This is a genomic window from Streptomyces hirsutus (assembly GCF_001418415.1).
Lineage (GTDB): Bacteria > Actinomycetota > Actinomycetes > Streptomycetales > Streptomycetaceae > Streptomyces > Streptomyces hirsutus.
This window is the reverse complement of the sequence record NZ_LIQT01000283.1, coordinates 1-20,056: the sequence shown is the minus strand read 5'-3', so window position 1 is coordinate 20,056 and position 20,056 is coordinate 1. Positions and strand designations below refer to the sequence as shown.

The following is a 20,056-nucleotide window of genomic DNA, read 5'->3' as shown; positions in this document are numbered from 1 at the left end:
TCCGGCTCCGGGAAGTCCACGCTGCTGCGGCTCTTCGCCGGCCTGGACACCCCCTCGGACGGGGCCGTCCTCCTCGACGGTGAAGGGGTCCGGGACACGGACCGGCGTGCGGCTGTCGTCTTCCAGGACGCGCGGCTCATGGCCTGGCGTTCCCTCGCCTCCAATGTGGCCTTCGGGCTGCCGGGCGGGCTGACGCGTGCCGAGCGGCGGGACGAAGTGGCGCGCCGGCTCGACGTAGTGGGCCTGAAAGGGTTCGAGCGGCACCGGCCCAGCCAGGTCTCCGGCCGGAGCACGGCATGAGCACCCCCGCGATCGACTCGCTGGCCTTCCTCACTCCCGGCAACTTCGCCGACGACGACCCGTACCCCGGCCTGGAGGAGACACTGCGGCTGTTCGAGTACGGTGAACGGCTCGGCTTCGACGGCGCCTGGATCCGGCAGCGCCATCTCGAGCACGGCGTCGGCTCCGCCGCCGTGTTCCTCGCCGCGGCCGGCCAGCGCACCGAGCGGGTCGAACTGGGGACCGCGGTCATCCCCATCGGGTACGAGAACCCGTTCCGGCTGGCGGAGGACCTGGCACTGGCCGACGTCCTGTCCCGCGGCCGCCTCCAGGTCGGGGTCAGCACCGGCATGCCGCACGCCGAGCTGCTCGGGGACCTCGTGCACGACGGGGACTGGCGCGGCTTCGACCTGTCGTACGGCAGGATCGCCCGGGTCATCGACCACCTGCGCGGCGACTACCTCGGCGGTCCGGACACGGTGATCCAGTCGCCGGGCAACACCCGGCGGCCGCGGCTGCAGCCGCACGATCCCGGCCTGGTGAACCGTTTCTGGTATGGGGGCGGCAGTCTGCGCTCGATCCGGTGGGCCGCCGGACAGGGCCTGAACCTGCTGATGGGCAACATCGTCACCGGTGAGGGCACCGACGACTTCACCACGGCCCAGCTCGCCCTGCTCGACGAGTACCGGCACGTTCTCGCGGGGCGTTCGCGGGACCGGGTGGCGCCTGCCCAGGTGGCGCCTGCCCGGGTCGCGCCGCCCCGGGTGGCGCTCGGGCGGGTGATCGTGCCGTTCGACGGTGCCGACGCGGGCACCCGGGCCCGCTACCGCGCGTACGCGGCCTCCCGGCACGCGCGGACCCTGGCACCGCAGGGGCCGAAGCGGATCCTGTTCGCGCCGGACGTGGTCGGGACCGCGGAGCAGATCCTGGAGCGACTGACCGCCGACCCGGTGGTCACGGCGGTCTCCGAGCTGCGCCTGGAGCTGCCGTACGAGTTCCACCGCGACGACTACGAGCAGATCCTGCACGACGTACGCCACCTGATCGCACCGGAGTTGGGCTGGAAGCCCGGCGCCTGAGCGGAACGGCGGCACGGCAGGGCGACCGTGCTCACCTCCCGGCCCCGTCTTCGTTCCCGGCCCCGTGCCCGTGGGAGGCGGCCCGGGCCGGGCCGGTGATCCACAGGTCCGCCTCGATCCGCGCGACGGTCGCCAGCAGGTGCGGCAGCAGGTCCCGGCGGACGGATTCCACGGAGTTGCGGCCGGCGTGCACCGCGATGTTCACGCCGGCCACCACCGTGCCGTCCCGGTCCCTCACCGGTGCGGCGACCGATCGCAGGCCCTCCTCGAGTTCCTGGTCGACCAGTGCGTACCCCTGGCGGCGGACCCGGACCAGTTCGGCACGCAGGGCGCGCGGCGAGGTGAGGGTCTGGGAGGTGTTCGGCCGCAGGTCGGCGCGGTCGAGCCAGGCGTCGATCCCGTCGTCCGGCAGATCCGCGAGCATGACCCGGCCGACCGAGGTGACGTGGGCGGGGAAACGCGTCCCCACGGTGATGGCCGCGCTCATGATGCGCCGGGTCGGGACGCGGGCCACGTAGACGATGTCGTCGCCGTCCAGGACGCACAGCGACGACGACTCCCTCACGTGCGCGACGAGTTGTTCCAGATGGGGCTCGGCGATCTCCGGCAGCGTGAAGCTGGCGAGGTAGGAGTAGCCGAGCTCCAGTACGCGTGGGGTGAGCCGGAAGAGCCGGCCGTCGGTGTGGACGTAGCCCAGGTCGGCGAGCGTGAGCAGGAAACGGCGGGCCGTCGCCCGGGTCATCCCACAGGTGCGGCCGACCTCGCTGAGGGTGAGCTGCTGATGGTCGGCGTCGAAGGCGCGGAGTACGGCGAGGCCTCGCTCGAAGGACTGTACGAAGTGCGGTCCGCGGATCTCAACGGTCATGTGGCCTCCGGAATGACGTACGAGTGTACGCGGTGCGCACGCTACGAGCGGGCGATGGACGGTGTCAACGAGGTGATCCTCGACGGATGCCCGGAGCATCGGCCGGTGAGCGACATGGTTGAACGCCGAAAAACCCGACCGTGCAGGGGGATTGACCGGCTTTCAAGAGGAGCCCTAGGTTCCCGCTGAGCACAAGTGTTCTGTCTGCGCACAACTCCTCTGAGTGCCTCACCCCAGTCCCACAAGGGGGACCCCTTCATGCGTCGTCGTCTGTTCATCGGCCTCACGGCCGCTTCCGTCCTGGTCACCGCGACCGCGTGCGGCTCGTCCGGCGGGGGCGGCGCCTCTGACGCGAACGCCTCGTCCGGCGGCACCACCGAGGTGAAGGTGGGCCTCATCCCGATCGTCGATGTCGCGCCGCTGTACCTGGGCGAGAAGAAGGGCTTCTTCAGCGAACGCGGCCTGAAGCTGTCGATCTCCAGCGCGCAGGGCGGCGCGGCGATCGTGCCCGGCGTGGCCAGCGGTCAGTTCGAGTTCGGGTTCTCCAACATGACCTCGCTGCTGATCGCCCAGTCCAACAGCGTGCCGGTGAAGGGGGTGGCGAACGGCAACGCCTCGACCGGCGTGGAGGGCGAGGACTTCGCCGCGATCACCGTCAAGGGCGACAGCCCGATCAAGTCGGCGAAGGACCTGGAGGGCAGGAAGGTCGCCGTCAACACGCTCAAGAACACGATGGAGCTCGGCGTACGCGCCTCGGTGATGAAGTCGGGCGGCGACCCCGACAAGGTGGACTTCGTCGAGATGGCCTTCGACCAGATGCCCGCCGCGCTCGACGGCGGACAGATCGACGCCGCCATGGTGGTCGAGCCGGCCCTGGCCACGATCAAGGGCCAGGGCGGCCGGGAGATCGCGTCGTCCATGGTCGACATCGCCCCGGACCTCACCATCTCCCTGTACTTCACCTCCACGCAGTACGCGCAGAAGAACCCGGAGGTGGTGAAGAAGTTCCAGGAGGCCACCGCCGAGTCCCTCGCGTACGCCGACTCCCACCCGGACGAGGTGCGCGAGATCGTCACCACGTACACGAAGATCCCGCCGGCCGTACTGGAGCAGGTGACCCTGCCGAAGTGGCCGACCGAGCCCAACCGCGCCTCCGTCGAGCAGTTGGTGAAGCTCGGCAATGAGAACGACCTGTTCAAGCAGGCGCCCGACCTGGACGAACTGCTTCCGTGAGGGGCGAGAACGCCGCGCTCGGCGCGGCCGGGCTCGCCGGCTTCCTCGTCCTGGGCGAGGTGATCCCGCGGCTCGGCCTGGTCAAGCAGGAGTACTTCCCGCCGGTCAGCCGGATCGCCGAAGCGCTCGGCGTGGAGGTCGGGGACCCCGCCTTCTGGACGGCGCTCGGCGACACCCTCACGGGCTGGGCGCTGGGCCTGACGATCGCGGTCGTGGCCGGGATCGTCGTCGGTGTGCTCCTGTCGGTGGTGCCGTATCTCCGCGAGGCGACCGCGTCCACCATCGAGTTCCTGCGCCCGATCCCCTCGGTCGCGCTGATCCCCCTGGCGGTGCTGCTCTACGGCACGGAACTCCGGTCGGTGCTGCTGCTCGTCGTGTACGCCGCGTTCTGGCAGGTCCTGCTCCAGGTCCTGTACGGCGTGCGGGACGTCGACCCGGTCGCCGAGGAGACGGCACGCTCGTACGGGCTCGGCACCTGGGCGCGGGTGCGGCACGTGATGTGGCCGAGCGCGCTGCCCTACGTCATGACCGGGGTGCGGCTGGCGGCGGCGGTGGCGCTGATCCTCGCCATCACCGCCGAACTCGTCATCGGCGCACCGGGGTTGGGCGCACGCATCGCGGTCGCCCAGACCTCGCAGGCGGTACCGGAGATGTACGCGCTGGTGGTGGTCACCGGGCTGCTCGGGCTGCTGATCAACATCGGGGCCCGGACGGTCGAGCGGCACGCTCTGGCCTGGCACCAGTCGGTACGCGGGGAGGTGACGGTGTGAAGGGGTCAGCCCCCGACCGGACCGGATCGAGCGCCTGGAGGCGGCTGCTGCGGCAGCTGGTCCTCGTGTTCGCCCTTCCCGTGGTCCTGGTGGCCGTGTGGTGGGTGACGTCGGCCGGCAGCCAGGACGTGTACTGGCCCCCGCTGCGCACCATCGTGGAGGCGTTCTGGGAGGTGTGGACCGCCGAACGGTGGACCGGTGACGTGCTGCCCAGCGTGCTCCGGCTCGCGGCGGGCGTCGCGCTCGCCGCTGTCGTGGGTGTGGCGCTCGGCACGGTCATCGGCTCCTACCGGCGGGTGCGGGCGGTGTGCGAACCGGTGCTGGAGTTCCTGCGGGCCGTGCCGCCGCCGGTGCTGGTTCCGGTGATCATGCTGTTCGCCGGCATCGGCGACACGATGAAGATCGTCGTCATCGCGAGCGGCTGCGTGTGGCCCATCCTGCTCAACACCGTCGAGGGGGTACGGGCCGTCGACTCCGTGATGTCCGAGACGGCCCGCTCCTACGGCATCACGGGCGTCGCGCGGCTGCGGCGGCTGGTGCTGCCTTCGGCGAGCCCGCAGATCTTCGCGGGTCTGCGCCAGGCCCTGTCGATCGGCATCATCCTCATGGTGATCAGCGAGATGTTCGCCGCCAGCAACGGGCTCGGCTTCACCATCGTGCAGTTCCAGCGGAGTTTCGCGATCCCCGACATGTGGACCGGCATCCTGCTGCTCGGGCTGCTGGGCTTCGCCCTGTCCGTCCTCTTCCGGTTGGCCGAACGACGGGTGCTCGCCTGGTACCACGGCCTGCGCGACGCCACCAGGGGGTCGTCGTGAAGCACGAGAAAGGAGGGTCCGTGCTCGACGTACGCGGCCTGCGAAAGGTCTACGAGGGTTCTGGACGCCGTACTGAAGCGGTCCGCGATCTCACCTTCACGGTCGAGGCGGGTGAACTGGTCTGTCTCGTCGGCCCGTCGGGCTGTGGCAAGACGACCCTGCTGAAGTGCATGAGCGGGCTGCTCGCGCCGACGTCCGGCGAGGTGACGCTGGGCGGACGGAAGGTCGACGGGCCGCCGCCCGGGATGGCGTTCGTCTTCCAGGAGTACGGGCGCAGTCTCTTCCCGTGGATGCGGGTCGGTGCGAACGTCGAACTCCCGCTGAAGCAGAAGAAGGGGCTGGGCGCGGCCCGGCGCAAGGAGCTGGTGGCCGACGCGCTGGAGTCGGTGGGTCTGGCGGACGCCGCCGGGGCGTATCCGTGGCAGCTGTCCGGCGGTATGCAGCAACGGGTCGCGATCGCCCGGGCGTTGGCGTACGAGCCCGATGTGCTGCTGATGGACGAGCCGTTCGCCGCCGTGGACGCGCAGACCCGGGCCGATCTGGAGGACCTGGTGCGCCGGCTGTGGCAGGAGCGGTCGATGACCGTCCTGTTCGTCACCCACGACATCGACGAGGCCGTCTACCTCGGTGAACGGGTGATCGTGCTGTCCAAGTCCCCCACGGTGGTCCAGGAGCAGCTGAAGGTCGACCTCCCGCGGGAGCGGGACCAGTTGACCACGCGGGTCACCCCGCGCTTCGCCGAGCTGCGGACCCATGTGTACGAGCAGATCCAGGCGGCGAAGCGGGGGGCGGTGGCGGCGCCCGGGGCCGGCGAGGAGGCCGAGGTCGCCAAGGCCGTCGGCACGGCCGGGGGCGTCCCGGTGGACGTCAGGAAAGATATGCCTCCACTTCGCTGAACTGGGCCGCCGGCCAGCCGGTGTTGCCGGTGACGTGCAGCCGCAGGTGGCGCAGGCCGGGGCCGGACGGCAGGTTCACGGTGACCGTGTTGCCGGTGGCCGGGTCGAAGCGGTAGTCCCTCGCGGCGAGGACCGTCGTGTACGCGGAGCCGTCGGTGCTGCCCTGCACGGACAGGGTCTGGTTTCGGGCCTGCCACACGGCCTGCGGCGGCAGTTTCAGGACCAGGCGGCGGACGGCCTGGCTGGAGCCCAGGTCCACCGTCAGGTCCTGGGGAAAGGCGTGGTTGGCGGATTCCCAGTAGCTGTTCGCGTCGCCGTCGACCGCTCTGCCGGGCGTGTAGACGTCCTGGGAGCCGGTGGCCGTGGCCGGGCGGCCTCGGGCCAGGTTGCGGTCCGGGTCGGGGTCGGGATTGCCCTGGCCGGGTTCCGGCCAGGTGGAGCAGTCCGACCAGGTGCTGTTCCAGCCGGAGTTGCCGCCGCCGTCGGTGACGGTGAAGGTGCCCGAGCCGGACGGGTAGGGGCAGTTGTAGACGCCGGCCGAGCCGACGCCGGTGGCGGTGACGCCACGGAAGGTGGCGGCGCCCTGTGTCTCGGCCTGCACGACGACCGTGCCGGTCCGGGTGACGGTGGCGCCGTCCACGGTGATGTTCCTCGCCGCGTACCCGCGTCCGCTGCCGGAGACGAACTCGAAGGCGCTGTACGGGCTGTCGGTGATGATGGTGTCGGTGATCCTGACCTGTGCCTCGATGGCGCTGTCGTAGGAGTCGACGCGCAGCGCGCCCATGGGGTGGTTCCAGTTGGGGTTCATGGCGCCGGTGCGGACCAGGGTGTTCCCGGAGACGGTGATCGTGCCGGCCAGCGGGTGGAACGGGTCGAGGAATTTCTGGTTGGAGATCGCGATGCCGCTGCCCAGCGCGTTGGTGTCGGCGATCAGGTTGTCCTTGACGGTGATGTCGGTGCCGCCGTAGATCGCGATGCCGTTGGCGAGGTTCGGCTGCGAGATGGTGTTGTTCTCGAAACTGCTCTGGGTGTTGGGCGCGTTCAGCGACCACATGGCGAGCGAGTCGTCGCCCTGGTTGCGCAGGAAGTTGTTGCGGACCCGGACGCCCTTGGCGGTGCCGTTGAGGTTGAGGCCGTCGGCGGTGGTGTCGAGGATGCGGTTGTTCTCGACGACCAGGTTGTCGTTGTTGCCGGTCAGCCAGAGGCCGACCTTCAGGTGCTGGAGCCACATGCCGGAGACCGAGGAGTTCGGGCCGAGGGAGCCGTTGACGAAGTTGTCCGGCTGGGAGTCGACGCGCTCGGTGACCTCGCCGATGACGGCGAAGTCCTTGATGTGGACGTTGCCCGCGGAGCTCGACTGGTCGATGAAGCGTGAGGAGCGTACGACCGAGTGCCAGTGACCGGCGCCCTGGAGGGTGACGTTCTGGACACCGCCCAGGGCGGAGGTGAGCCGGTACTCGCCCGGCGGGATCCACACCACCCCGCCCCGGGCCGCGGAGACGGCCTCCCGGAACGCCTGTGTGGAGTCGCCCCGGCCGCTGGGGTCGGCGCCCCGGTCGGTGACGGAGACCGAACCGGCCGGTCTGGTGGCGGGTGCGGCGGCCTGTTCGAAGTCGGCCACGTCGACGGTGACCTGGACGCCGGTGGCCTGGAAGGCGACCTTGTCACCGGCCTGGACGTTCCGGTCGAGCAGCAGGCGGGAGTTGGCGAAGAAGTGGTGGGTTCTGGAGCCGGCGATCCAACCGGTGTCGACGTAGGAGTACTGGGAGGTCACCGGCAGGGTCTTCGCCAGCTTCGCGCCGTTGACGTACACGTCGAGCGAACCGGACTGCCCGTCGGGAACGCTGTAGGCGACGTTCACGGCGTCGGCCGCGCGCGGCACCGTGAACTCCACGCGCTGGCCGCTGTTCAGGCGTACCGCCCGGCGGCCGGACGCCTCGGAGGCGAGGGTGCCCTGGGTGTGGTCGGGGCCGACCGTCGAACCCGTGGTGGTGGCGGCCTCGGCCTCGACCGAGGTGAAGGGGAGAGTGGCGCCCGCTGCGGCGTGGGCGGGTGCGGGCGTCAGGGCGACGAGCATGCCGGCGGCCAGGGCGACGACGGCCCCCAAAATTGGCATGTGCCTGACAGATCTATTGCTCATGTGCCGATCCCTTCGTGGTGGGGGTTGTCAGCTGCTTGCCGGGAAGTGTGCACAAGGGCGGTGTAACTCGATCGTGTGATGGTCGGCTTCCGGGCTTTCGGCGTCGTGGGCCGTCCGGGTTAACGTGATCGTGCGATCTGGTAACGCTGGGTACGGTGCCGGTGAGCGGGGCCCCTGCTCCACCGGAGTGATGGTTCAGGGCCTCCCCGTCACCTCTGGCCTTACCCAGTGGCCGAGTCGCGCAGGGAACCGGCCTCCCGGGCTCGGACCACGCACAGAATGCGTGTCGCCGCCCCGGGGTCGAGTACGCCGGTAACCAGTGCGCCCAAGGCCGTTCGGGGCGTGTGGCTGAGCAGACTCACTCCTGCTCAGCCCAGAGGAACGGTGCGGGGACAGCGGTGCGTGGGGAGAGCAGGTCCATCGGGCAACGAGGGCGTGGGGGGCGGGTGTCTACGTACGCAGCCAGACGGCCGTGTCCTTCGGCAGCAGCCCCCCGGTGTCGAGGGGCCCGCTGGCGAGGAGGATCCCGGCGTGCTCGGGCAGGTCGGCCGGGGTGTCGGCGAGGTTGACCAGGCACCGCAGGCCGTCGGCGCGTTCGAAGGCCAGGACGCCGTCGGGGGCGGGGAGCCAGGTGAGCGGGCCCGTGCCGAAGGCGGGGCGCAGGCGGATCGCCCGTCGGTAGAGGGTGAGCATGGAGCCGGGATCGTCCTGCTGCCGGTCGACCGCGTACGCCGCCCAGCCATCCGGCTGCGGAAGCCACGGCGTCTCCCGGGACCCGAATCCCGCGTACGGCTCCTTCGCCGCCCACGGCAGTGGCACCCTGCACCCGTCCCGCCCCGGATCGGTGCCCCCCGAGCGGGCGTGCATCGGATCCTGGATGTGCTCCCGTGCCACCTCCACCTCGGGAAGGCCCAGTTCCTCCCCCTGGTACAGGTAGACCGTGCCGGGCAGCGCCAGCGACAGCAGGGCCGCGGCGCGGGCGCGTCGGGTGCCGAGGGCCAGGTCGGTCGGGGTGCCGAAGGCCTTGGTGGCGAAGTCGAATCCGGTGTCCGAGCGGCCGTAGCGGGTGACCGTACGGGTCACGTCGTGGTTGCACAGCACCCAGGTGGCGGGCGCGCCGACGGGGGCGTGCTCGGCGAGCGTCTCGTCGATGGAGGTCCGCAGCCGTGCCGCGTCCCAGGGGCAGGTCATGAAGGAGAAGTTGAACGCCGTGTGCAGTTCGTCGGGGCGCAGGTAGCGCGCGAAGCGTTCCGCGTCCGGCAGCCAGACCTCGCCGACGAACACGGCGCCGTACTCGTCGGCGATGGCCCGCCACGCCCGGTAGACGTCGTGGAGCTCGTCCCGGTCGACGTACGGGTGCGGACCCGGGCCCTCGACGAGGTCCGGCAGCAGGGGGTCCTTGGCCGGCAGGGCGGCGGAGTCGACGCGGACACCGGCCACGCCCCGTTCGAACCAGAAACGCAGGATGTCCTCGTGCTCCTGGCGGACCGCGGGATGCGCCCAGTTGAGGTCGGGCTGCTCGGGGGCGAACAGGTGGAGGTACCAGTCGCCGTCGGAATCGACAGGACCCGAAGGGCCTTCCCCGGAAGGGCGGTGGCGGGAGACGGACGAACGGGTCCAGGCGGGGCCGCCGAACTCCGACGTCCAGTTGTTCGGGGGCAGTTCGCCGTGCTCGCCGCGGCCCGGCCGGAAGTGGAACAGGTCTCGTTCGGGCCCGCCGGCCAGGGCGGCGCGGAACCAGGCATGCTGGTCGGAGACGTGGTTGGGCACGATGTCGATGATCGTGCGGATGCCGAGTTCCCGTGCCTCGGCGATGAGTTTCTCCGCCTCGGCGAGGGTGCCGAAGGCCGGGTCGACCATCCGGTAGTCGGCGACGTCGTAGCCGCCGTCCTTCATCGGGGACAGGTACCAGGGGTTGAACCACAGCGCGTCGACACCGAGTTCGGCGAGGTACGGCAGTTTCGCCCGGACTCCGGCGAGATCGCCGGTGCCGTCGCCGTCTCCGTCGGCGAAGCTGCGGACGTACACCTGGTGGATGACGGCGGAGCGCCACCAGTCGTCGTCGCTCCGGGCAGGGGTGGGCTGTCCCACGGTGCGTGCCTTTCTCTTCGGTGGACGGGGTCGGCGTCGGCCCTCGGGGCCGTGACGGCCGCCGGTGCCGCGTCAGCCCTTGGTGCTGCCCGCGCCGATCCCGGCGATGATGTGCCGCTGGAAGACGAGGAACAGCGCGACCATGGGGATGCTGGCGATCACCATCGCGGCGATGAGGACGGTCAGTTGGATGTTCTGCGACAGCTGTACCAGGGCCACGCTGATCGGCTGCTTGTCGGTGTCGGAGAAGACCATCAGCGGCCACAGGAAGTCCTGCCACACCGCGACCAGGGCGAAGATCGACACGACACCGAGCACCGGCCGGGACATGGGCAGCACGATGGACCACAGGGTGCGCAGCCGTCCGGCGCCGTCGATCTCGGCGGCCTCCAGGACGTCCCTCGGCAACTGGTCGAAGAACCGCTTGAGCAGGTAGAGGTTGAAGGCGTTGGCGACGGCGGGGAGCCAGATGGCGAGCGGGTCGTTGAGCAGGCTGGTGTGGATCAGCGGCAGGTCGGCGACGACGAGGTACTTGGGGACGACCAGGGCCTGCGCGGGGACCATGAGGGTGGCGAGGATGCCGCCGAGGACCACGGTGCCGAAGGCGGGCCGCAGTCGGGACAGGGCGTAGGCGGCGGCCGTGCAGAACACCAGCTGGAACAGCCAGGCTCCGGCCGCCTGCACCACCGTGTTCCACAGGTGGGTGGGGAGCTGCATCAGTTCCCAGGCGTCGGTCCAGCCGCTCGTGCTCCACCGGTCGGGGAGCAGGTCGGGCGGGGTGCGCGCCACCTCGTCCGGGGACTTCATCGCGCCGGTGACCATCCAGTAGACGGGGAAGAGGAAGGCCAGCGCGAAGAGCAGGACGACGCCGGTGAACACGGTCCAGTAGATCGCCCGGCCCCGGGGGCGGGCCAGGACGGCCGGGGAGACGAGGGTGCGGGTGCTGCTCATGCCGCCTCCTCGGAGGAACGGGTGAGCCGGAGGTAGACGGCGGAGAACAGTCCGAGGAGGGCGAGGAGCATCACGCTGAGCGCGCAGGCACCGCCGAAGTCGTTGTAGAGGAAGGCGTACTTGTAGATGAGGTAGAGGACGGTGACGGTGGAGCTCTCCGGGCCGCCTCCGGTGATCACGAACGGTTCGGTGAACACCTGCATGGTGGCGATGATCTGAAGGAGCATCAGCATCAGGATGACGAATCTCGTCTGGGGGACCGTCACGTGCCGGATGCGCTGGAGCAGGTTCGCGCCGTCGAGTTCGGCGGCCTCGTACAGCTCGCCCGGGATGGACTGGAGGGCGGCGAGGTAGATCAGGACGGTGCCGCCCATGTTGGCCCAGGTGGCGACGATCACCAGGGAGACGAGGGCGGTGTCGGCGCCGTTGGACCAGTGGGAGGTGGGCAGGTGCAGGAACCGCAGTGCCTCGTTGGCGAGGCCGGTGCCCGGGTCGTAGAACCACTTCCACAGCAGGGCGCTGACCACCGGTGGGATCATCACCGGCAGATAGACCACGATGCGGAAGAAGGCCTTGGCGTGCCGGAGTTCGTTCAGCACGAGGGCGAGGACGAACGGGACGGCGAAGCCGATCAGCAGGGCCAGCAGGGTGAAGGTGAGGGTGTTGCGCCAGGCCGCGCCGAATTCGGGGTCGGACAGGACGCGGGAGAAGTTGGCGGTGCCCACCCACTCGGGCGGCGAACCCGGGGTGTACTTCTGGAAGGCGATCACGACGGCGCGGATCGCCGGGTACCAGGAGAACAGGGCGAAGCAGACGAGGCCGCCCAGGAGGAAGCCGTAGGCGTGTGCCTGGTCGGCGAGGCGGCGCCGTCTCCGGTCTCCGGACGGGGACGGCGCCTTCACCGGGCGGACGGCGGGCGCCGGGGCGGCGGGCCGTGCGGCGGTCTTCGTCATCGTGGGCCGGCCTCGCGCGTGGTGGTGGTCATCGCCGGTCAGCCTCGCGCCAGGATGCCGTCGATCTTGGTGGAGGCGTCCTTCAGGAGCCGGTCGATGTCGGTGTCCTCCTTGGTGAGGACCGCGGAGACGACACCGTCGAGGACGGAGTACAGCTGCTGCGCCTGCGGCGGCTCGATCCTCATCTCCAGGCTCTGGTTGCCGTCGAGGAAGGCCTGGTAGTTCTCCACCGGCACGTTGGCGTGGTCCTCCTTGACCTGCTGGTCCTTGGCGTCGGCGGCGCCGGTGAACAGCCGGGGCTCGGGCAGGCCGACCGGTGCGTCGTTCTTCTTCGCGCGGGCGTAGTCGCCGAGGAAGCCGTCGCCGGGGGTGAGGAACATGTGGTCGAGCCACTTCAGGCCGGCCCTGATCTGTGCGGGCGAGGCCTTCTTGTGGAACATGTAGCCGTCCCCGCCGATGAGGGTGGCCCGTCCGCCGGGCATGGGCGCGAGGGCGAGGTCCTTGTACTCGGCGCCCTTCTCCTTCACCAGGATCGGAATGTTGTCGGGAGCCGCGAGGTACATGCCGAGCTTGCCGGCGCCCATCATCTGCTGGACGTCGTTGATGACGAGCAGCTGTTTGCTGCCCATGGAGTCGTCCTTCCACCGCATGTCGTGCAGGGTCTGCAGGACCGCGCGGCCTTCGGGCGAGTCGACGGCCGCCTTCTTTCCGTCGGGGGTGACGACGTCCCCGCCCTGGGAGTAGAGCTCGGCGGTGAAGTGCCAGCCGCCCTGGTTCTGGGCGCTGTAGTCGGCGTAGCCGACGGTGCCGTCGCCGAGTGCGGCGATCTTCTTCGCGGCGTCGCGGACCTCGGCCCAGGTGGTGGGCGGCCGGTCGGGGTCGAGTCCGGCCCGCTCGAAGAGCTGCCGGTGGTAGACCAGCCCCATGGAGTACCCGGTGCGCGGTACGCCGTAGATCCTGCCGTCGACGGTGTAGATGTCCCGCAGCTGCTGCTGGATCGTCCCGTAGCTCTTCAACTCCTTGACGTACGGGGTGAGATCGGCCGCCTGCTTGATGTCGACGACGTGACGCGCGTCGGTGAAGTACGTGTAGAACACGTCCTCCATCTGCCCGCCGGCGAGCTTGGCGTCGAAGGTCTTCGGGTCCTGGCAGGGGAACGCGTCGTGCGGGACGACGTCGATGTCCGGGTTCTTCTTCTCGAAGGCGGCGATGTCCTCCTCGAAGAACCGGCGGTCGACCTCGGCGCTCTTGGGCGGCATGCAGTTGACCGTGATGCGGGTCTTGCCGTCGGCGGCCTGGTCGTCGTTCGACCCGCAGGCAGTGAGTGTGAGGGCGCCGACGCCTAGCGCGACGAGGGTACGGCGGATCCCGGTGCTTCTCATCGGTGGACCCCTCTGGGACAGGAGCGGGTGAACCCCTCGGAACAGGAGCGGTGGGCGGGGCACACTCAAGCACCGACGACAGGGGTCCGCAAGATGTCACGCAGACTTTGAAATTATTCGACAGTCGACCGGAAGCGAAGCGGAATCAGGTCCGCGGCGGGCCGGGCCTCCCGGACGGCGCCGTCCGGATCACGGGGACGGCGGGGCGCCCCGACCCTCAGGTCCGGGGGGCCTGCGCGGTCGACCCGCGCACCACCAGCTCCGGCTCGAACAACAGCTCCTCGGCGGCGACCTGACCACCGTTGATCTGCGCGTTCAGCAGTTCCACGACGGCCCTGCCCATGGCCTCGATGGGCTGGCGGACCGTGGTGAGCGGGGGCTCGGTGCAGTTCATCAGGGCCGAGTCGTCGTAGCCGACGACCGAGATCTGCGCGGGGACGTCGAGTCCCCGGCGGCGGGCGGCCCGTACCGCACCGAGGGCGAGGGGATCGCTGGCGCAGATGAAACCGGTGACGCCCCGGTCGATGAGCCGGGAGGCGGCGGCGTGCCCGCCCTCGATGGAGAACATGGCGCGGGCGACGTGCTCGTCGGGCACCCCGCCCGCGACCGCGCGGACGGCGGCCAGCTTGCGGGCCGACGGGACGTGGTCGGCGGGGCCGAGCACCAGACCGATCCGCTCGTGGCCGAGCGAGGCCAGATGCCGCCAGGCCTGTTCCACGGCCACGGCGTCGTCGCAGGAGACGCCGGGGAAGCCGAGGTTCTCTATGGCCGCGTTGACGAGGACGACCGGGATGTTGCGCTCGGCGAGCTGCCGGTAGTGGTCGTGGGGCGCGTCGGCCTGGGCGTAGAGCCCGCCGGCGAAGACGACGCCGGACACCTGCTGCTGGAGCAGCAGTGTCACGTAGTCCGCTTCGGAGACGCCGCCACGGGTCTGGGTGCACAGCACCGGCGTCAGTCCGAGCTGGGCCAGCGCGCCGCCGATCACCTCGGCGAAGGCGGGGAAAATCGGGTTCTGCAGCTCGGGCAGCACCAGGCCGACCAGCCGGGCGCGCTCGCCGCGCAGCTGGGTGGGCCGCTCGTAGCCGAGCACGTCCAGGGCGGAGAGCACGGCCTGCCGGGTGGACTCGGAGACTCCCGGCTTGCCGTTGAGCACCCGGCTGACCGTGGCCTCGCTGACCCCGACCTTCTTCGCCACCACAGCAAGTCGTCGCGTCATGAACGCAAGAATAGCGCAAGTCACGCAAGCAACTTGCGCAAGCATGCAAGAAACCGGCGCGTCAGAACGGTTCCGGCACCACGCTGAGATGGGATGCGGCGCGCCGGCGTCTGCGGTGGCCGGACGGGGTGCGGCGCGCCTCACGCAGGACCAGCGTCAGCCGGATGCAGTCCATGTCGTCGAGGATCCTGGTCGTCTCCACGACGAGACGACAGTCGGTGACTCCCCAGCGCGGATCGGGGTGCCGCAACGGCCTTACGGCACCGTCGTGTTCGGCGGCCTGCTCACCGACGGCACGGAGCCAGTGCGGCAGTCCCTGCCGGTAGGCGGCCTCCATGATGGGGTCCTGGGCGATGTCCCGGCGGATGGCCTGCAGCCCGTGGTCGTGGCCGTGCCGCTCCACCGTCTTGGCGAAGTGCGCCAGCATCGGCAGGCACCAGCTCGACTCGTGTTCCTCCAGCACGGTGGCGGCGTCCGGGTGGAAGAGGACGAAGCGGAGGAAGTTGTCGCCGGGCATGGCCGTCGGATGCGGTTCGACATCCCGGAAAAGTGTCCGGAAAGCGGTGTTGGCCAGCAGCACGTCCCAGCGGCGGTCAACCACCAGGGAAGGGAAGGGCACCGCGTGGAGGAACGCGGCGTAGTCCTCCAGATAGGCCTGCGCTTCGGGAGTCTCGGGGCCGGGCCGCGGTACCGGCCGCCGGCCTCCTGCCTGATGTGCCATCGGGAGGTCACCCCTCTTGCCTGTGCGGCCTTGACGCAGGGCCCCGATCCTGCGGGCCGAACCTCGAGCGTGTCAACTATCGTGGCATTTCATGCCGGTTGACGGCTGAAATTGGCCACAGTTGTGGCGAGACCTGGATGTGAGTTCGAGACACGGGCTAGTCTCCGTGAAGTTCACGGCAACCGCATGTGAGAAGCATGTGAGAGACGTAGGAGATCTGTCGGTGACGGGTGGCTTCGTGGGTGAGGGTCAGGACACCGCGCCGACGACCGCACTGTCGGCCGTCGTCGCCCGCGTCGCCGCACTCGCCGACCGGCTCGACGTGCCGCACACCGAGGTCTTCGGCATCGGCCGGCTCTCCGCGGCCTCCGGAGTCCCGGAGCCGGTGGTCAAGGCCCTGTTGAGCGGCCGGAGCGCGGGCGAACCCGAGGTGCAGACCCGGTTCGTGCAGCGCCTGGACCTGCTGCGCCGCACCCGGCTCAAGCCGAACGGCCGCAAGTACACGCAGCAGGAGATAGCCGACGGCGCGGGCATGTCCCGGCAGCAGGCCGGTGCCCTGATCAACGGCGACCGGCGTCCCACCATGGAGCACTGCGACGCCATCCAGCGGTTCTTCCGGGTGCACGCCGGATTCCTCACCGCCGAGGACCCCGAAGCCCTCGCGAACGCGCTCCGGCACACCGAGCAGGAGCTGCTGCAGAGCCTGGCGGACCGTGAGCGGCGGGCCGCCGCGGCGGCCGACGACCCGTTGGAGCGACTGCTGCAGGACCACGGGGTGCGCGGCATCGCGTGGCGGGCCGCCCAGCTCCCCACCGACCAGCACCGCGACAAGGTCGCGGAGTGGCTGGACATGCTCCTGGAGAGCGTCCAGCGGCCCAAGGCCTGAGCCGGGGCGCCTGAGCCGGGGAACGCTTCAGCCGGGGAACGCTTCAGCCGGGGGGGCGGACCGGCGTGCGGCAGGGACCGACTGTCAGTGGTGGGCGGCAAGCTGGGGGTGCGCCCGCACCGTGCGGGGCGCCCGATGCGGGATCATGACTCGGGGAGAGCGAAGCGATGCCCACCGCCGTACCGACCGACCGCGAACGCACCGCCGTCCAGGCCTATCTGCGACTGCTGCACACGGTGCGCGCCGCCTACGACAGGGAGACCGGACCGCCGGGCGCCCGCAGGCCCCCGATGGTGGCGCCCTCCGTTCTCGCGGAGGCGGAGACCGCCCTGGCCCGGGCGGGGCTGTCCGGCAACGAGGAGTACTTCTTCCGGATGCTCCGCGACTGGCACCCGCAGCCGTGATCCGACCGCACGGCCGACCGGAGCCGACCGCCCAGGGGGCGGGCACGGCGCCGCGCTGTTCCCGGCCCCGCCGCCCCGGTCAGCCGTGCGGTACGGCGACCGCGGTCGCGACCAGACCGCCTTCGACGGTCCAGCGGCCGTCGAAGTGGTCGAGGCGGTGGCCGCCCACCCAGGGGCCGGGCACCAGGAGCGCCGCCCGGAACCCGCCGCGCAGCGGAGCCCCGGCCCCCTCGACGGCAGAGCCGCCGGAGTCGGAACCACCGGTGCCGGTGCCGCTCCCGCTGCCGCCGCCGGCTTCGGTGAACAGCTCGATGTCGGCCTCCATGAAGTCCAGCCACTTCCCGGTCAGCGGGAACCACGCCTTGTACACGGCCTCCTTGGCGCTGAACAGCAGCCGGTCCCAGTGCACCCCGGGCCGTTCCAGGGCCAGCCGTCCGATGCGCTCCGCCTCTCCCGGCAGCGCCACGGACGACAACACCCCCTCGGGCAGCGGCCCTTGGACCTCCGCGTCGATGCCGAGGGAGGCCAGGTCCCCCGTACGGACCAGGGCGGCGGCGCAGTAGCCCGCGCAGTGGGTCATGCTGCCGGCCAGCCCGTCCGGCCAGCCGGGTGCGCCGCGCTCGCCGGGCAGGACGGGCTGCGGGGGCACGCCGAGCTTCTTCATGGCCCGGCGGGCGCAGGAGCGCACCGCGGTGAACTCCCGGCGGCGCTTGTCGACGGCCCGCGCCATGACGTGCGCTTCCTCGGGGTACAGCGGGGCGTCGGCGCCCTCGTCGCCGTAGGCCTCCACAGCGACGACCGTCCCGGGCAGCAGCTCCCCGATCACCGGCCACCGCCCTCCCCCGCCACGGCCCCGGACTCGGCCTCGGTACCGGGCTCCTCCCCCGGCACGATCCGGCGCAGCCGCCCCGGCGGTGCCGGCCGTTTCCGCCATTCACGGGGGTAGCCCACGGACACCTCCTCGAAACGGACGCCGTCCTGCCGGGTGCTCCGCGGAATGTGGAGATGGCCGTAGACCATCGTGTGGACGTTGAACCTGCGGTGCCAGTCGTCGGTGAGTACGGTGCCGCACCACATGGCGAACTCGGGATACCACAGGACGGCCGTGGGATGCCGGTGCAGCGGGTAGTGGTTGACGAGCACGACGGGCAGGCCGTCGGGCAGTCCGGCGAGCCGCCGTTCGGTCTCCTCGACCCGGGCCCGGCACCAGGCCTCCCGGCTCGGGTACGGGTCGGGGTGCAGCAGGCGTTCGTCGGCGCAGACGACGCCGGTGCCGTGCGCGTACTCCAGCCCTTCGTCCTTGGTGGCGCACCCGGCCGGCAGGAAGGAGTAGTCGTACAGGAGGAAGAGCGGGGCCACGGCCACAGGGCCACCGGGGCCCTCCCAGACGGGGTAGGGGTCCTCCGGGGTGATCACGCCGAGGTCGCGGCACTGTTCGACGAGGTGGTCGTAGCGGGCGACGCCGCGCAGGGTGACGGTGTCCTTCGGGTGGGTCCACAGCTCGTGGTTGCCGGGCGCCCAGACGACCTTCCGGAACCGGCCCGCGAGGGTCCCGAGCGCCCAGCGGATGTCGTCCACGGTCTCCGCGACGTCTCCGGCCACCAGGAGCCAGTCCTCGTCCGACTCGGGGTGCATCCGCTCCACCAGGGCGCGGTTCTCGTCGTAGCCGATGTGAAGGTCGCTGATGGCCCACAGCTGTCCGCCGCCGGCTGCCATTGACGTCACCCGTCGCCCCCTGAGCATGAAGGATCAACCCGTACGCACAGCATGCACGAGGAGTATGGTCGCAGGGGAACAGGAGCGCGGATCCGTAACACGCCCGTGGTTCGGGAGCGCGTGTCGAAGCCGTATGATCGGCCGCAACACCGCCGCAGTGAAGCCCTCGCGCAGGGCCGTCCGGCGATCCTCCACACCCTCTGCCCGGGCACGGGCCGCCGAGGCCTGCCCGCACACCGTGAAAGGCGGCCTGCATGGCCTCTTGCGTACGCGTATGGCTCAACCGCACGTACGCGGAGAACGTGTTCTTCATGGATCAGGTGAGGAAGAACCCCAGCGACCGGGCCGTCGAGATCCATGCCACCCACGGCGACCCGGACTCCCCCGTCCTGGCCGCCGCCGACACCGCCGAGCTGGAACCCGAGGGCCTGTCCCCGGCGGCGTACGTCGAGTACGCGCTCGCCCAGTGCGCGCGGCGCGGCATCGACGTGTTCGTGCCCCGGCTGCACCAAGGGGCGATCGTCGCGCACCGCGCGGAGTTCGAGGCGGCCGGTACGGCGCTGCTGGCCCCGCCGCCCGAGGCGGTGGCCGTCTTCCACGACAAGGTGATCGCCTACGAGGCCGTCCAGGCGATCGGGGTGCCGGTGCCGCCGTGGTGGCGCGTGCGGTCGGCGGACGAGCTGGTCCGCGCGGTGGACGAACTGGAGGCACGGGGGCATCAGGCCTGCTTCAAGCCCGCGTCCGGCGCGGGGGGTGTGGGCTTCCGGGTGATCACCCGTGCCCCCTTCTCGCTCACTCAGCTGAACGGCTTTCCCAGCCCGTACGTGCCGCTGGATCTGGCGCTGGAGGCGGTGCGGCAGGCCGAGGAGCCGGTGGACTGGCTGGTGATGCCGGTGCTGGAGCAGCCGGAGGTGTCGGTGGACTGCCTCACCGGGCCCGACAACCGGGTCCGGCTGGCCGTCGGCCGCACCAAGAACGGCCGCCGCAGGGGGTTCACCGTGGACGAGCGCTGGCTGGAGCCGGCCCGGCGGATCGCGGAGGGTTTCGGGCTGCACCATCTGTCCAACATCCAGTTCCGGATGTTCGGCGAGCGGCCCGTGCTGATGGACGTCAACACCCGCCCGGCCGGCGGACTGCACCAGCTGTCGCTGTGCGGGGTGAACGCGCCGTGGGCCGCCGTGCGGCTGGCGCTCGGTGACGATCCGGGTGAGATGTCCCCGCCGTTCCTGGGCCAGGACTACTCGGTGGTGTCGGGGCCGCGTCCGCTGCGCCCGGTGTCGGTGCCGCAGCAGCGCACGGACGTGCCCGCGGACGTCCCCGCACCCGCGCTGGGCGGTGTACCGGCCCCGGCCGTGCCCGCCGGGCCTCGGGCCGCGGCCGACTCCGGTCAGGTGCGCGCCACCGCCGCGGACGCCGTGGCCGGGGGCTCCGCCGCCTGGGGAACGCACCACCGCTAGAACCCGAATGCCGCACGCCCTCCTTGCCCACCGGCCGGTCCCTGCGCGCTTCCTGTGCCGGGACCGGATTTTTTTCGGGGAATTCCTCCGGAGGGTGTATCAGACGGCGAGTGTCGCGCTCTTAACGGTGGAGGGCGACGGGGGAACCCCTTCCGGAGGACGGGGAAGCCTTCCGGAGGGGACGGGGGAGCACGGGGGAAGC

19 protein-coding genes are annotated in these 20,056 nt (G+C 70.8%); 9 read left to right on the top strand and 10 right to left on the bottom strand.

All coding sequences use genetic code 11. The features are described from left to right. A partial coding sequence (locus tag AOK11_RS21150) for an ATP-binding cassette domain-containing protein (protein WP_157869409.1) occupies positions 1-300 on the top strand: 300 nt, incomplete at its 5' end. Further along, positions 297-1,358, top strand: coding sequence for an LLM class flavin-dependent oxidoreductase (locus AOK11_RS21145; protein ID WP_055595298.1), 1,062 nt, complete (start codon positions 297-299; stop codon positions 1,356-1,358). The genes AOK11_RS21150 and AOK11_RS21145, both read left to right, overlap by 4 nt. 31 nt (positions 1,359-1,389) lie before the next feature. On the opposite strand, the gene AOK11_RS21140 is transcribed toward AOK11_RS21145, so the two are convergent. Beyond that, the gene (locus tag AOK11_RS21140; protein WP_055595297.1) at positions 1,390-2,223 is read right to left on the bottom strand and encodes an IclR family transcriptional regulator domain-containing protein; all 834 of its coding nucleotides are present in this window, start codon (positions 2,221-2,223) and stop codon (positions 1,390-1,392) included. 258 nt (positions 2,224-2,481) lie between these two features. Here AOK11_RS21140 and AOK11_RS21135 point away from each other — a divergent pair, with 258 nt between their 5' ends. From AOK11_RS21135 to AOK11_RS21120, 4 genes are read left to right on the top strand one after another with little or no spacing between them, the layout of a single operon-like run. After that, the gene (locus AOK11_RS21135; protein ID WP_055595296.1) at positions 2,482-3,456 is read left to right on the top strand and encodes an ABC transporter substrate-binding protein; all 975 of its coding nucleotides are present in this window, start codon (positions 2,482-2,484) and stop codon (positions 3,454-3,456) included. After that, entirely contained in the window at positions 3,453-4,226 is a 774-nt protein-coding gene (locus AOK11_RS21130; RefSeq protein WP_055595295.1) for an ABC transporter permease, read from the top strand. Before AOK11_RS21135 ends, AOK11_RS21130 begins: the two co-directional genes overlap by 4 nt. Continuing rightward, positions 4,223-5,041: an ABC transporter permease gene (locus AOK11_RS21125; RefSeq protein WP_055595294.1), complete on the top strand. Its 819-nt coding sequence runs from the start codon at positions 4,223-4,225 to the stop codon at positions 5,039-5,041. The genes AOK11_RS21130 and AOK11_RS21125 overlap by 4 nt, the downstream gene beginning before the upstream one ends. 20 nt (positions 5,042-5,061) lie before the next feature. Next, the gene (locus tag AOK11_RS21120; protein ID WP_079034993.1) at positions 5,062-5,937 is read left to right on the top strand and encodes an ABC transporter ATP-binding protein; all 876 of its coding nucleotides are present in this window, start codon (positions 5,062-5,064) and stop codon (positions 5,935-5,937) included. Here AOK11_RS21120 and AOK11_RS21115 read toward each other — a convergent pair. The 7 genes from AOK11_RS21115 to AOK11_RS21085 all read right to left on the bottom strand — a co-directional run bounded on the left by AOK11_RS21115 (position 5,909) and on the right by AOK11_RS21085 (position 15,391). Continuing rightward, on the bottom strand, positions 5,909-8,053 hold the full coding sequence (locus AOK11_RS21115; protein WP_240497430.1) for a glycosyl hydrolase family 28-related protein: 2,145 nt from the start codon (positions 8,051-8,053) through the stop codon (positions 5,909-5,911). The two genes, AOK11_RS21120 and AOK11_RS21115, sit on opposite strands and share 29 nt — an antisense overlap. A 474-nt stretch (positions 8,054-8,527) precedes the next feature. Further along, positions 8,528-10,168 carry a glycoside hydrolase family 13 protein gene (locus tag AOK11_RS21110; protein ID WP_055595292.1) on the bottom strand — a complete coding sequence of 547 codons (1,641 nt, stop codon included), beginning with the start codon at positions 10,166-10,168 and terminating at the stop codon, positions 8,528-8,530. 72 nt (positions 10,169-10,240) lie between these two features. After that, positions 10,241-11,119 (bottom strand): carbohydrate ABC transporter permease, encoded by an 879-nt coding sequence (locus tag AOK11_RS21105; RefSeq protein WP_055595291.1) that lies wholly within the window; start codon positions 11,117-11,119, stop codon positions 10,241-10,243. Next, on the bottom strand, positions 11,116-12,072 hold the full coding sequence (locus AOK11_RS21100; RefSeq protein ID WP_055595290.1) for a carbohydrate ABC transporter permease: 957 nt from the start codon (positions 12,070-12,072) through the stop codon (positions 11,116-11,118). The genes AOK11_RS21105 and AOK11_RS21100 overlap by 4 nt, the downstream gene beginning before the upstream one ends. 38 nt (positions 12,073-12,110) lie before the next feature. Continuing rightward, on the bottom strand, positions 12,111-13,454 hold the full coding sequence (locus AOK11_RS21095; protein WP_055595289.1) for an ABC transporter substrate-binding protein: 1,344 nt from the start codon (positions 13,452-13,454) through the stop codon (positions 12,111-12,113). Between the two features lie 217 nt (positions 13,455-13,671). After that, a complete protein-coding gene (locus AOK11_RS21090; RefSeq protein ID WP_079034992.1) occupies positions 13,672-14,670 on the bottom strand; it encodes a LacI family DNA-binding transcriptional regulator in 999 nt (332 codons plus the stop codon). Positions 14,671-14,731: 61 nt separating this feature from the next. After that, positions 14,732-15,391, bottom strand: coding sequence for an MmyB family transcriptional regulator (locus AOK11_RS21085; RefSeq protein ID WP_055595288.1), 660 nt, complete (start codon positions 15,389-15,391; stop codon positions 14,732-14,734). Between the two features lie 223 nt (positions 15,392-15,614). On the opposite strand from AOK11_RS21085, the gene AOK11_RS21080 reads away from it, so the two are divergent. Both AOK11_RS21080 and AOK11_RS21075 read left to right on the top strand, forming a co-directional pair. Next, a complete protein-coding gene (locus AOK11_RS21080; RefSeq protein WP_055595287.1) occupies positions 15,615-16,277 on the top strand; it encodes a helix-turn-helix domain-containing protein in 663 nt (220 codons plus the stop codon). A gap of 167 nt (positions 16,278-16,444) precedes the next feature. Further along, positions 16,445-16,681, top strand: a complete 237-nt coding sequence (locus AOK11_RS21075; RefSeq protein ID WP_055595286.1) for a hypothetical protein — start codon at positions 16,445-16,447, stop codon at positions 16,679-16,681. Between the two features lie 79 nt (positions 16,682-16,760). Here AOK11_RS21075 and AOK11_RS21070 read toward each other — a convergent pair whose 3' ends face one another. Beyond that, positions 16,761-17,507: a 4'-phosphopantetheinyl transferase family protein gene (locus tag AOK11_RS21070; RefSeq protein ID WP_055595285.1), complete on the bottom strand. Its 747-nt coding sequence runs from the start codon at positions 17,505-17,507 to the stop codon at positions 16,761-16,763. Next, complete coding sequence (locus tag AOK11_RS21065; RefSeq protein WP_420903006.1) at positions 17,504-18,397, bottom strand: metallophosphoesterase family protein; 894 nt, start codon at positions 18,395-18,397, stop codon at positions 17,504-17,506. Before AOK11_RS21065 ends, AOK11_RS21070 begins: the two co-directional genes overlap by 4 nt. A 254-nt stretch (positions 18,398-18,651) precedes the next feature. Between AOK11_RS21065 and AOK11_RS21060 the strand changes: the two genes are divergently transcribed. Then, entirely contained in the window at positions 18,652-19,854 is a 1,203-nt protein-coding gene (locus AOK11_RS21060) for an ATP-grasp domain-containing protein (RefSeq protein WP_055595283.1), read from the top strand. The last annotated feature ends 202 nt before the right edge of the window (positions 19,855-20,056 follow it).

Coding starts and splice junctions, on each gene's coding strand:
- AOK11_RS21115 (WP_240497430.1), bottom strand. CDS start 8,053: ATGCCAATTTTGGGGGCCGTCGTCGCCCTGGCCGCCGGCATGCTCGTC.
- AOK11_RS21060 (WP_055595283.1), top strand. CDS start 18,652: ATGGCCTCTTGCGTACGCGTATGGCTCAACCGCACGTACGCGGAGAAC.
- AOK11_RS21140 (WP_055595297.1), bottom strand. CDS start 2,223: ATGACCGTTGAGATCCGCGGACCGCACTTCGTACAGTCCTTCGAGCGA.
- AOK11_RS21145 (WP_055595298.1), top strand. CDS start 297: ATGAGCACCCCCGCGATCGACTCGCTGGCCTTCCTCACTCCCGGCAAC.
- AOK11_RS21105 (WP_055595291.1), bottom strand. CDS start 11,119: ATGAGCAGCACCCGCACCCTCGTCTCCCCGGCCGTCCTGGCCCGCCCC.
- AOK11_RS21135 (WP_055595296.1), top strand. CDS start 2,482: ATGCGTCGTCGTCTGTTCATCGGCCTCACGGCCGCTTCCGTCCTGGTC.
- AOK11_RS21065 (WP_420903006.1), bottom strand. CDS start 18,397: ATGGCAGCCGGCGGCGGACAGCTGTGGGCCATCAGCGACCTTCACATC.
- AOK11_RS21100 (WP_055595290.1), bottom strand. CDS start 12,072: ATGACGAAGACCGCCGCACGGCCCGCCGCCCCGGCGCCCGCCGTCCGC.
- AOK11_RS21095 (WP_055595289.1), bottom strand. CDS start 13,454: ATGAGAAGCACCGGGATCCGCCGTACCCTCGTCGCGCTAGGCGTCGGC.
- AOK11_RS21090 (WP_079034992.1), bottom strand. CDS start 14,670: ATGACGCGACGACTTGCTGTGGTGGCGAAGAAGGTCGGGGTCAGCGAG.
- AOK11_RS21085 (WP_055595288.1), bottom strand. CDS start 15,391: ATGGCACATCAGGCAGGAGGCCGGCGGCCGGTACCGCGGCCCGGCCCC.
- AOK11_RS21075 (WP_055595286.1), top strand. CDS start 16,445: ATGCCCACCGCCGTACCGACCGACCGCGAACGCACCGCCGTCCAGGCC.